The sequence below is a fragment of the Phormidium yuhuli AB48 genome (genome assembly GCF_023983615.1).
GTDB classification, from domain to species: domain Bacteria; phylum Cyanobacteriota; class Cyanobacteriia; order Cyanobacteriales; family Geitlerinemataceae; genus Sodalinema; species Sodalinema yuhuli.
Genome location: NZ_CP098611.1, coordinates 610,023 through 621,778 on the forward strand (window position 1 = coordinate 610,023; position 11,756 = coordinate 621,778).

The following is an 11,756-nucleotide window of genomic DNA, read 5'->3' on the forward strand; positions in this document are numbered from 1 at the left end:
AACCAATGAGTGAATATCAGTACTACGAATTTCAGTCCCTCGATCGCCCCCTAACCCGGCAAGAGCAGAAAACCCTGCAAGCCCTCTCCAGTCGAGCGCAGGTTACGCCCCACGGGGCCACCTTTCTCTATAACTATAGTGACTTTCGCGGTGACCCCGAGACCCTGGTGGCTAAGTATTTTGACGCCATGCTCTACCTGGCCAACTGGGGAACCTGGCAGGTGATGTTTCGTTTGCCGAAAGCCCTGGTTGACCCAGAATGGTTTAAACCCTATGAAATTGAGGATGCCATCACCGTCTCCACCACCGCCGACTACTTGATTTTGAATATTCACATTCAGGACGACGAGGGGATGGTGAATTGGATTGAGGGGGAAGGCTGGCTGCCCAAACTCTTGCCCCTGCGGGATGACCTGTTAGCAGGTGACCTGCGCTTGCTGTATCTGGCCGGGTTGCGGGCCTATGTGAGCGCGATGACCTACAGTGATGAAGACCCGATTGAGCCGCCCCTACCGCCCAATCTGAAAACTCTAACGCCAGCCCTCAAGACCTTTGTGGAGTTCGTGGAGTTGAACCCGGACTTGGTGACGGCGGCGGCTGAGGCAAGCCCTGGCTATAAAGCGGCTTCAACCCCGTCCCTGGAAGAGATGTTGCCCCGCCTGACGGAGGCAGAACGGGACGACTTTTTGCTGAAACTGCTGCGCCAAGAACCCCACGTGGATCGGCAGTTAATGAATCGGCTCAAGGAACTGGCGGGGGCAACGTCAGCCCCACCCCCCGCTGCTGAGCAAAAACGACGCCATTTTTCGCAGTTAGTGGCGCTGTCTGAGGAGATGAAGGCAACACGCAAACAACAGGAGAACGAGGCGGCCCAACGTAAGCGTCAGAAGGATTTGGAAGCGTTGGCCCCTAAGGTGGAGACAACTTGGGAGCGAGTGCTGTATTTGATTGGGCGCAAACAAGGCTATGCCTACGATGAGGCGACGGACTTGCTGCGAGACTTGCGGGACTTGGCGAGGCTCCAGGGAGAGTTACCCGCCTTTCGCCTGCGTCTCCAACGGCTCCAGAGTGACTATAGCAATCGCCCTGCCCTGATGAAGCGATTGCAATCGATTAAAACCGAATAGAGCCATTCCATCCACAATTCATAACAAGTTGTCGTTTTGTAACAATTGTGCCAAACGTCCCGCGTCCTGAACCCACAATGGGATCACACAAGGGCGATCGCCCTCTGGCTCTAGTCCCATGAAGCGCGATCGCCCTGGACCGATCGCCTCAGGCGACGCGACAATGACAGAAGTTATGGGTATTGCCAGCATCAACCCCGCCACGGGGGACACCATCAAAACCTTCACGGCCCTAAGCGACGCGGAACTCGAAGCCAAACTCGAACGAGCCGATCGCGCCTTTGGGCAATACCGCCATACCATGATCGTCCAGCGATCGCGCTGGCTCCAGAACGCGGCCGACATCTTGGAACAAAAGGCCCAAACCTTCGGGGAAATCATCACCCTGGAAATGGGAAAACCCATCGCCCAAGCCGTGGCCGAAGTTAACAAATGCGCCCTCGTCTGCCGTTACTACGCTGATAACGCCGCTGAGTTTCTGGCCGATCGCCCCGTGGCCACTGATGCCTCCTTCAGTTACACTGCCTATCATCCCCTGGGGGCGATTCTAGCGGTTATGCCCTGGAATTTCCCCTTGTGGCAAGTGTTTCGCTTTGCCGCCCCTGCCCTCATGGCGGGCAATGTGGGGTTGCTGAAACACGCCTCGAACGTCCCCCAATGTGCCTTAGCTGTTGAGTCCATCCTCTCGGAAGCAGGATTCCCCAGCGGCACGTTTCAAACCTTGCTCGTCGGCGCTGATCGCGTCCCTCAACTTCTGGCCGATGATCGTATCCAAGCAGCGACCCTCACCGGTAGCGAAGGGGCCGGAATCAGCTTAGCTCAGGAAGCGGGTAAAAACCTCAAAAAAACGGTTCTGGAACTCGGAGGGAGTGACCCCTTTATCGTCATGGGGAGTGCTAACCTCGAAGCGGCTGTCAGCACTGCCGTAACGGCTCGAATGCTCAACAGCGGCCAGTCTTGTATCGCTGCCAAGCGTTTTATCCTCCATAACTCGATTGCCGAGGAATTTGAACGGCGCTTCCTCGCTAAACTCAAGGCCTTAACAGTCGGCGATCCTCTCTCCCCGGAATCGGATCTCGGTCCCCTGGCCACCTCAAGCATCCGTGATGAACTCCATCAACAGGTGCAACGGCTTCTCAAACAGGGTGCCCAACTGCGGTTAGGGGGTGAACTCCCCGCAGGACCCGGGAACTTTTATCCCCCCACCCTCATCAGCGATATCCCATCAGGGAGTCTCGCCGATGAGGAAGAGTTCTTCGGTCCTGTGGCTCTGCTATTTCGCGTCAGTACCATTGACGAGGCGATCGCCTTAGCGAACCGCGTCCCCTATGGCTTAGGGGCCAGTGCTTGGACGACGGTTGCCCCAGAACAGCAACAATTCATCAGCGAATTGGAGGCTGGGGCTGTGTTTATCAATAGCATGGTCAAATCTGATCCTCGTCTTCCCTTTGGCGGTATTAAAAAATCAGGGTATGGCCGGGAACTGGCCGTAGAGGGTATTCAAGAATTTGTCAACATTAAAACCGTTGTCATTGATTCATAACCTAGAGTCTAAGTTAGCCTAGGCTGATGACCTTGGCTAAAGGGACTATCTTGGAGATAGGGTCTTACACCTGTTATCGCGTCTGTCTAAATTCATTTCAACGCAACGCAAGGGGTCTTAATGAACACTGCGGAACTCTTAGTCAAATGTCTGGAAAATGAAGGCGTGAAATATGTCTTCGGTTTGCCGGGTGAAGAAAATATGCAAGTTTTGGAAGCCTTGCGAGGCTCACCGATTCAGTTTGTCACCACCCGTCATGAACAGGGTGCGGCCTTCATGGCGGATGTTTATGGCCGCCTAACGGGGAAAGCGGGGGTTTGTCTGTCTACCCTCGGTCCTGGGGCGACGAATCTGATGACGGGGGTGGCGGATGCGAACCTCGATGGTGCGCCCCTGGTGGCGATTACGGGCCAGGTGGGAACGGATCGGATGCACATTGAATCCCATCAATATCTGGATTTGGTGGCCATGTTTGCTCCGGTGACCAAGTGGAACTCACAGATTGTACGCCCGAGCAATACGCCGGAAATCGTCCGTAAAGCTTTTAAACGGGCCCAACAGGAGAAACCCGGGGCGGTTCATATTGATTTGCCGGAAAATATTGCGGAGATGCCGGTGCAGGGAGACCCCCTCAAGTGCGATCGCCAGGATAAAATTTATGCTTCCTATAAAAGTCTCAATGAGGCAGCGGCAGCAATTTCCCGGGCAAACAACCCCTTGATTTTGGTGGGCAATGGGGCGATTCGTGATGATGCCAGCGATGCCCTGACGGAGTTTGCGACTCGCTTGAATATCCCGGTGGCCAATACTTTTATGGGCAAGGGGGCGATTCCCTATACTCATCCTCTGGCTCTCTGGACGGTGGGATTGCAACAACGAGACTATATCAGTTGTGGCTTCGACAACACAGATTTGGTGATTGCGGTGGGCTATGACTTGATTGAGTATTCTCCCAAGAAATGGAATCCTAAGGGAGAAATTCCGATTGTCCATATTGGCACCGATTCGGCGGAGATTGACAGCAGCTACATTCCTCTGGTGGAAGTGGTGGGCAATATCACGGATTCTCTGAACGAGATTTTACGCCGTTCTGACCGCGCCAGCAAAACCACCCCTCATGCTCTTTCTCTGCGGGATGACATTCGCCAGGATTACGAGCAACACGCCAATGATAATGAGTTTCCTCTGAAGCCTCAGAAGTTGATTTATGATTTGCGTCAGGTGATGGGGCCCGATGATGTGGTGATTTCTGATGTGGGAGCCCATAAGATGTGGATTGCTCGCCATTATCACTGTGAACGGCCCAATACTTGTTTGATTTCCAATGGTTTTGCGGCCATGGGGATTGCGATTCCTGGGGCGATCGCCGCTAAACTGGTGCATCCAGACCGCAAAGTCGTGGCGGCGACGGGGGATGGCGGCTTCATGATGAACTGTCAGGAGTTGGAGACGGCTCTGCGTACGAAGACTCCCTTTGTCACCATTATTTTTAATGATGGGGGCTATGGCTTAATTGAGTGGAAGCAGGAGGCTCAATATGGACGGGCTTCGTTTATTGAGTTCGGCAACCCCGATTTTGTCAAGTTCGCGGAAAGTATGGGCTTGAAGGGCTATCGGGTGACCTCTACGGAGGAGTTTGTGCCGATTTTGAAAGAAGCCCTGAATCAAGATGTGCCGGCGGTGATTGATTGTCCGGTGGATTATCGAGAAAATGCCCGCTTTTCCGCGAAATCGGGTGAGTTGAGCTGTCCGATGTAAGGTTTCTCTGACTGGCTTTGAGACTCTCAGGCTCTGCCCATATGGCTCCCATGGCTGTATGGGCAGTTTGCGTTGGGTTGAGGTGGGAGGTTGTGTAACGTTTTGTAATGAGTGAGGGAATCTCCGTAAAACTCAAGTGGTTAGGGCGACAGTAGTTATAGATGATTGAGAGGTTCCTCGTGGAGGATAGAGAACATCAACCACCGAGTGGTAATCCAGACCCTGAGTTGGATGAGGTGCTGAAGGAGCTAGCTCGTGAAGCCCAGAACTCCCCCCCCGGGAGTCGTCAGCGTCGTCGAGCGTTGACACGGCTGGTTCAGCTTACCCGCACCTCTGGCCGCCTCTGTCGTCCCTATGCGGGTCAATTTCGCCATGTTTATGATGAGATTTACAATGAGGCGCTGCAATTGTTGTTTATTTACGTTTGCGATCGCATTGATGCCTATAATCCCGAAAGAAGCCCCTTTTTGCGATGGGTGAATTTCCTCTTACAACGGCGTTTTTTCAATCAGGCGATTCCTAAGATTATGGGCGATCGTCGTGAAATTAGCAGCGATCCCATTAGTCCCTCTTTCCCAGTTCAACAGCACCTAACGGGTAAGAGGCTCCCTCCGAGTTTATCGGAGGCGATCGCCCAATGTTTACAAGAAGACCCGGAGGGGGTGTTTGAAGCTCGCTCCATGCGCAAAAACCCTAATGTGACCTTTCGGATGATTGCCATCCGAAGACTGGAGGGAGAAAGTTGGAAGTTGATTTCAGCTGATGTGGGGGTAGGGGTCTCAACGTTGAGTGATTTTTACCAGCGCAGTCTTGGGGAATTTGCCGGATTAATTAAGGATTACGTACAAACTTAGTGAAGGATAAAGTTGAGGAGTTATCATGAGTTATCAGTATGGCCCGTTAACCTTTAATGTTCCGATTACCGCTGAGATGCGTGCGAGGGCAAGTCAGGCCAGTCAGCAGCACAGTAATGTTGATAAATCCAGGCAAGTTTATCATAATGTGTTAGTGGTTTTAGCGGTCGAGTATTACTGTCAATGTATGGCAATTGAGACCCAGTTAAAGGCAAGTTCGGTTTGGAATCCGGCGTTACAGGTATTAGCCAATACGGCGGAGTTACCCCTCAAGGCGTTAGGAGCTGTTCAATGTTGTATGGTGGCCGGTCAGGACACGACTGTGAGGGTGCCGGCGGAGGCCCAACATGATAGGTTAGGCTATGTGGCAGTGGGCTTGGATGAGGAGTTTCAGGAAGCCGTTTTATTGGGATTTTGTGAGAGACTTCCTGGGGAGGGGGAACAGTTTGCCCTACAACATTGGGATGACCTGGATGGGTTTTTAGGGAGGGTTGAGGAGTTGGAAGCTGAGTCGTCGCCAACGCCACCGGCGTTGACTCAGTTAAGCCAATGGCTTCGGGGTCGGGTGGCGGAGGGATGGGATAGTCTGGAAACGCTGATGTCTGGACAACACTTAACCCCAGCTTGGGCGGTTAGAGGTCCGGCCGGGGCGACGGAGATACGGGATAATTCTCTGATTAAACGGGGGAAACTGCTTCATTTTGAGGGGATGAGTGAGGCGATTATCCTACTCATTAGTTTGGAGTCAGAACTGGCTGAGGAAACGGATATTGCGGTAGAGGTGCAGTCTCTTGACCGTCAGACTGAGTTGCCTCTAAATTTAGAGATTTCCATTTTAGATGATGAGGGTCATTCGGTGATGCAGGCTGTTGCCAAAAGTTCTGAACATATTAAACTTAGGTTTAGTGGGGAGCCTGATGAGAGGTTTGGTGTTAAAGTGGCGCTGGGAAGTGTGAGTTTTATTGAGCAGTTTGTGATTTAAATCTGTGTTAAGGAGGAGGGAATATGACGAAGTTAGTGACTCTAAAATTGACAGGAAACTTAGATAAGAGTGGTTTTGAGGTATTCTTAGAAATGAGTGCTGAGGGCGATCGCCCGTCGATTGAGGAGGACGGTAAGTTGCCCCCGGCTCCCGATTTACTCAATCAGTTGGAATACCACTGGTTGGAGACCTATCGCCCGTTGAGTGCCCCCTATCGTATCAAGGCCCAGGAGATTGAATATAGCGGCTCGATTCAGACGCGCTTGAAGGCTTGTAAGGAGTCGGGGAAGACGTTGCGCGATCGCCTCAATACTTGGTTGGATGCGGAGTCATTTCGAGACATTGATCGTTTATTACGGCAACAGCTTAAGCCTGATGATGATATCCGGGTTCTTATTCGCACCAATGACACCCGTTTACATAAACTTCCCTGGCATCTGTGGAGTTTTTGCGAGAGTTATCCTAAAACGGAAATTGCTTTGAGTCCTCCTAAGTTTCAGCGTCGTGAGCGATTTTCCTCGACTGGGGGCAGGCAGAAGATTCGGATTTTGGCGATTTTGGGGCATCGTGAGAATATTGATGTGACGGGCGATCGTCAAACTCTGGAGAATTTACCGGGTGCGAAAGTTAAATTCTTAGATGAACCCAGTCTGTCTAAGATTAACGATCAGCTCTGGGACCAGCCTTGGGATATTATCTTTTTTGCCGGTCATAGTGAAACGGAGGGGGACGAGGGACGGATTCATATTAATCCCCGGGAGAGTTTGACCATTGATGAACTGTGGTATGCCTTGCGCAAGGCGGTGAATCAGGGGTTACAGGTGGCGATTTTCAACTCCTGTGATGGGTTGGGGTTGGCCCGTCGTTTAGATGACCTGCAAATCCCGATTACGATTGTGATGCGGGAGTTAATTCCGGATCGGGTGGCTCATGAGTTTTTGAAACATTTTCTCTTGGGATTTGCTGACGGAAAGCCTTTTTATGAGGCGGTGCGGGAAGCGCGGGAGCGGTTACAGGGGATGGAAAAGGAATTTCCCTGTGCCAGTTGGCTGCCGGTGGTGTGTCAGCATCCTTGGGAGGTTCCGCCGACATGGCAAGGGTTATTAACGCCGTTGACGCCCCGGCCGGTGAAGACTTCGCCCTGGTGGCAGGGGTTGGGGACGGTGTTGGTGGCTAGTATGCTGGTGACGAGTTTGGTGATGGGGGGGCGATCGTTGGGTTGGTTGGAACAGTCTGAGTTGAATGCTTATGACCATTTGCTGCGATCGCGTCCCGCTGAGGCTCCCGATCCTCGACTGTTGATTATCAAAGTCACAGAAGGCGATTTACAACGATTAGGAACTGACCCGATTTCTGATGAAGCTTTGCTGCATCTTTTTCAAAGATTAGAACAGTATCAACCTCGTTTAATAGGTCTTAATATTTTTAGAGATAAGCCACAAGAGCCAGGTCATCAAGCCTTCATTGAATACCTAGAACAGAGTGATAACGTGGTTGCTGTTTGTGATATGGGTATAGATGACCAACCGGAAACTATAATCAGTCCCCCCCCTGGACTTAATGAAGCATCCTTAGGTTTTAGTGATATTGTGTATGATGAATCCGATATGTTAGTCAGACGTTATCTTTTAGAAATGCCCGCAGGTCCTCCTTGTGACACCCGTTTCGCCTTTAGTTTTCAACTAGCAATGCGCTACTTAGAGCAGGAAGGTTACAGGCTTGAAGAAACATCTGATAACGATTTCAAAATTAGCGATAGCGATAAGGTGTTTTACGAATTGCCCCCAACGGCTGGGGGGTATCGACTTTCAGAGAAACAAATAGCCGATAGCTATCAAATCTTGATCAACTATAGATCTGGAAGTACTGTTGCTCGAACCCTGACATTCTCTCAGGTCATGGATAACTTGATTGATGAACAGCTAAATGAGATTGTCCGAGATAAAATTGTTTTAATTGGCAATCAAAAAAGGAGTCGTAATAACTTTTATTCAACCCCATATACAACCTATGAAACACCATTGCCACATGTTGTTCTTCAAGCACACTTAATCAGTCAGATTTTAAGTGCTGTACTCGACAACCGTCCTTTATTGGGTTGGTGGAGTCAGGGAAGCGAAGCCCTCTGGATTTGGGTTTGGGCAGGGGTTGGGGGGCTACTAGCCTGGTTTAGCCGCAAAGCCATTATTTTTACACTTGGTATTGCTGTTGCTGGGGGGACGATTGTTTTTGCTGGGTTTATGCTATTATTACATGGCGTTTGGATACCCACCGTCCCAGCCATCTTATCTTTGTGTATAACTGGGATTTCTTTAATTTTCTATAAGGAATCTAAGATCTAAAACAAAATTCATTGAAACTGTAAACTAATCGAGGTAATCGTCATGAAATTATCAGCAAACCACAAACTACAACTCACCGCCCTGAGCATTTTTGTCCTAAGTTTCAGTCAGCCATTACTAGCCTATGCAGGTGAAGCAAATCAATTAAGACAAGGGTTGAGTAAAAATCTGATTGAATTCATTTTTAATCGCAACTCAGAGGAGGAAAGTGCGAATGATGGCTCAGACTCTGAGCGACCAAGACGTAGACCAACAGGACGAACTCCAGGAGCTGACCGTGATGATTGCCCAGCTACTGCATTGCCTTTGACAGCTTTAATTCCAGTCTATGATGATCATGATGATTATGATGAACCACCTTTAACAATTTCTGAGCATCCTACGTTTTGGTTTTATATCCCTCATCAACCCGAGGAGATAGTTGCTGGAGAGTTCGTTTATACCAATCAAAATGGCGAACAATTGTATCGGGGATTTTTTGAACTTGAAAATACACCCGGTATTGTCAATATAACGATTCCACCTGAATCGGGAACGAGTTTATCTGTTGATCACGACTACCGTTGGGTTTTCAAGCTACTTTGCAATCCACGAGATCCATCTAGCTATGTTTTTTTGGAGGGAGATATTAAACGAGTTGATATTGAAGAAGAACTGATGACTGAATTAAACTCGCAGGAGGATGAAGATTATATCGTTTATGCACGTCATGGAATTTGGCATGATGCTTTAACCAGTCTAGGCTCCAGGTTACGTGCTGATGAGACAGAGGAGGTCATTCAAGACAACTGGCGTAAAATTTTGGAGGATCATGATTTAGGTCATCTTACTGATGAACCTGTTTTAGAGTGTTGTACACCAGAACAGCTATAATGTAAATTAGTTTATTTAGTACAAGTGGAGTTTAATTGATGGAAACAATTATTGCCATTTTAAGTATTGTTATCAATACGATCGCGATGATGGGCACGGTTCTTGCTGTACTTCTGCAATATCAACAAAACCAGAATGCAAAATCTTCTGAGCCACGTCAACTCAAATTCCCGGCGGCACTCTACCGGATTTCTAAACTAATACTTGCCAGTTTTTTTGTGACTTTTGTAGTCATGGGAGTTCGCCCTACAGGTATTTTGCAAGGGTTTGAGCTAAGCGCCTTCGATCACATGATGAGGCAGCGTCCCAATGAAACTCGAGACCAACGCTTGTTAGCGATTACTATTTCTGAGCAAGATATACAGTCTCAAGATAATCTAGAGGGAGGTAGTGTTTCCATTTCAGAACCAAATTTAATTAGGTTGATAGACAAACTTGAAACTAGCTATCAACCTGCAATTATCGGGTTAGATCTTTACTTAGATTGGGTGGGAAATGACGAGTTGATTAGTATACTGGGACAAAAAGAAAACATCTTTATACTTTGCAAAGTTAGCGATGAGGATATCGGAATTCCTCCACCAGCGGGTGTTCCTAGTGGAAAAGTTGGTTTCAGTGATGTTTTACTTGATCCAGATGATGTTGTTCGTCGCCATCTGTTATTAATGACACCTCCTCTTCAGTCTGCTTGTTCCACGCGCTATGCTTTTAGCTTACAAATTGCTAACTCTTATTTGAAAAATAAAGACGTTATCATTTCGGATGATGATTCGGGTAATATTAAGATTGGAGATTCGAGTTTGCCACTCATTAACTTTGAATCAGGACGTTTTGGTGGTTACCAAAATATTGATGCACAGGGTTACCAAATCATGCTTAACTATCGGTCTTACTACAACCAAAATGAATTTATCGAAAGGCTGACGCTTACTGATTTTTTAGAATCGGAGGTTAACATGAATTTAGAAGATCGAATTGTCCTAGTTGGGGTAACCGCTGACAGTGCTGGTGATTTTTGGGACACTCCTTATAACTCTGGACAGGCTGATAACAGAATGCCAGGTGTCATTTTACAAGCTCATCTCATTAGTCAACTTTTAAGTTTTGGACTTGATGATAGGCCCTTAATTTCGGCATTACCCGACTGGTCATCGTCTTCTATGGTTTGGAGTACATGCCTAGGCTGGGGATTGCTGTTTGGATTTTTGGGTGACAAAATTCTACGAGGATTATTGGGAGGATGTCTATTTGGATCATTATATTGGGTCTGTTCATATACCTTGACTCAGGGGGTCTGGTTGCCGTTTGTTCCATCTTTAATTGGAGGGATATTGACTGGAGTTGGAGTGGTTGCTTATCGTGCATACAACCATAACTCCACAAAATAAATAAAGACTTCTGGTTTGGATGTTTTCATTGTAAAATTTAGTTCAAGGTCAGGAAATTATGTTGAGTTATCTCCTTTTTCTATCGACAACTTTCGGTTTTGTAACGCCAGAAATGATTGTAACCAATCCTGACAAAACTCAGAAGGCTGAGATTGGGAAAATACAGCCTCCTCCGATGATTGCTATTTTGAACTTAAACAACCTACCGGATCGAGGTTATCCGAGTGGTCGTCGTCGGGGAGCCGCAAGCAGAGACCAGGTATGTCCTGCTGAATACCTCGACCTGACTGCATTGGTCCCTGAAAGCAATTTTGGATTAACTTGGTCGAGTAATCCTAGTTTCTGGTATTACATTCCTGACATCGAAAATACCACAATTAGTGGAGAATTTACCATCAGCGAAGTTCTGGAAGACAATGCTGAAAAAAACATCTATAGAAATTCATTTCAATTACAAGAAGGGATTTTAAAAATCTCGCCTTCTTTAGATCAAAAATTGGAGGATGGAAAAACCTACACATTGTTCTTCAAAATTCACTGTAATCTCAGGAGTTCAGAAGATTACAGTTATGTGAGAAGTCAAATCCAGAAAAATTCGATGCCCGCCAATGTTGAGACAGGGATGGTCGCCAGCTCTTTATCGGAACGCCTTCAGCTTTATGCTGAGTATGGCATTTGGTATGATTTGGTGTCAGAGCTGGGGCAGAAGCTTTTAGAAGATCCAAATAATGCGGAGCTTCAAGAAATGTGGGATGAATTATTGGAAAAAGCGGATCTGGAAAATCTGTTAGGTCACGATCTGCGGGAACTCTAGCCTTTGAATTTCTCTATATCTTTTGGCTAAGTCCCTCCACCCTATGATAAGGGACTTCGGGTTGTTGTTGATTGG

At 48.1% G+C, this 11,756-nt stretch carries 10 protein-coding genes; 9 read left to right on the plus strand and 1 reads right to left on the minus strand.

The window, feature by feature from the left end:
- The first annotated feature begins 5 nt into the window (after nt 1-5).
- Nucleotides 6-1,127, plus strand: coding sequence for a hypothetical protein (locus tag NEA10_RS02585; RefSeq protein WP_252663653.1), 1,122 nt, complete (start codon nt 6-8; stop codon nt 1,125-1,127).
- A gap of 18 nt (nt 1,128-1,145) precedes the next feature.
- Here NEA10_RS02585 and NEA10_RS02590 read toward each other — a convergent pair whose 3' ends face one another.
- The gene (locus tag NEA10_RS02590; RefSeq protein WP_252663654.1) at nt 1,146-1,319 is read right to left on the minus strand and encodes a hypothetical protein; all 174 of its coding nucleotides are present in this window, start codon (nt 1,317-1,319) and stop codon (nt 1,146-1,148) included.
- Between NEA10_RS02590 and NEA10_RS02595 the strand changes: the two genes are divergently transcribed.
- The 8 genes from NEA10_RS02595 to NEA10_RS02630 all read left to right on the plus strand — a co-directional run bounded on the left by NEA10_RS02595 (nt 1,303) and on the right by NEA10_RS02630 (nt 11,681).
- On the plus strand, nt 1,303-2,670 hold the full coding sequence (locus tag NEA10_RS02595) for an NAD-dependent succinate-semialdehyde dehydrogenase (RefSeq protein WP_252663655.1): 1,368 nt from the start codon (nt 1,303-1,305) through the stop codon (nt 2,668-2,670). The two genes, NEA10_RS02590 and NEA10_RS02595, sit on opposite strands and share 17 nt — an antisense overlap.
- 120 nt (nt 2,671-2,790) lie before the next feature.
- Entirely contained in the window at nt 2,791-4,428 is a 1,638-nt protein-coding gene (locus tag NEA10_RS02600) for an acetolactate synthase large subunit (RefSeq protein WP_252663657.1), read from the plus strand.
- Nucleotides 4,429-4,607: 179 nt separating this feature from the next.
- Nucleotides 4,608-5,282, plus strand: a complete 675-nt coding sequence (locus NEA10_RS02605) for a hypothetical protein (protein WP_252663658.1) — start codon at nt 4,608-4,610, stop codon at nt 5,280-5,282.
- A gap of 25 nt (nt 5,283-5,307) precedes the next feature.
- A complete protein-coding gene (locus tag NEA10_RS02610; protein ID WP_252663659.1) occupies nt 5,308-6,264 on the plus strand; it encodes a DUF1822 family protein in 957 nt (318 codons plus the stop codon).
- 23 nt (nt 6,265-6,287) lie between these two features.
- A complete protein-coding gene (locus tag NEA10_RS02615; protein WP_252663661.1) occupies nt 6,288-8,606 on the plus strand; it encodes a CHASE2 domain-containing protein in 2,319 nt (772 codons plus the stop codon).
- 42 nt (nt 8,607-8,648) lie between these two features.
- Nucleotides 8,649-9,479: a DUF928 domain-containing protein gene (locus NEA10_RS02620; RefSeq protein ID WP_252663662.1), complete on the plus strand. Its 831-nt coding sequence runs from the start codon at nt 8,649-8,651 to the stop codon at nt 9,477-9,479.
- Between the two features lie 38 nt (nt 9,480-9,517).
- On the plus strand, nt 9,518-10,867 hold the full coding sequence (locus NEA10_RS02625) for a CHASE2 domain-containing protein (protein ID WP_252663663.1): 1,350 nt from the start codon (nt 9,518-9,520) through the stop codon (nt 10,865-10,867).
- A gap of 58 nt (nt 10,868-10,925) precedes the next feature.
- Nucleotides 10,926-11,681, plus strand: coding sequence for a DUF928 domain-containing protein (locus tag NEA10_RS02630; RefSeq protein WP_252663664.1), 756 nt, complete (start codon nt 10,926-10,928; stop codon nt 11,679-11,681).
- The last annotated feature ends 75 nt before the right edge of the window (nt 11,682-11,756 follow it).

Coding starts and splice junctions, on each gene's coding strand:
- NEA10_RS02620 (WP_252663662.1), top strand. CDS start 8,649: ATGAAATTATCAGCAAACCACAAACTACAACTCACCGCCCTGAGCATT.
- NEA10_RS02600 (WP_252663657.1), top strand. CDS start 2,791: ATGAACACTGCGGAACTCTTAGTCAAATGTCTGGAAAATGAAGGCGTG.
- NEA10_RS02585 (WP_252663653.1), top strand. CDS start 6: ATGAGTGAATATCAGTACTACGAATTTCAGTCCCTCGATCGCCCCCTA.
- NEA10_RS02630 (WP_252663664.1), top strand. CDS start 10,926: ATGTTGAGTTATCTCCTTTTTCTATCGACAACTTTCGGTTTTGTAACG.
- NEA10_RS02595 (WP_252663655.1), top strand. CDS start 1,303: ATGGGTATTGCCAGCATCAACCCCGCCACGGGGGACACCATCAAAACC.
- NEA10_RS02610 (WP_252663659.1), top strand. CDS start 5,308: ATGAGTTATCAGTATGGCCCGTTAACCTTTAATGTTCCGATTACCGCT.
- NEA10_RS02625 (WP_252663663.1), top strand. CDS start 9,518: ATGGAAACAATTATTGCCATTTTAAGTATTGTTATCAATACGATCGCG.
- NEA10_RS02615 (WP_252663661.1), top strand. CDS start 6,288: ATGACGAAGTTAGTGACTCTAAAATTGACAGGAAACTTAGATAAGAGT.
- NEA10_RS02590 (WP_252663654.1), bottom strand. CDS start 1,319: ATGCTGGCAATACCCATAACTTCTGTCATTGTCGCGTCGCCTGAGGCG.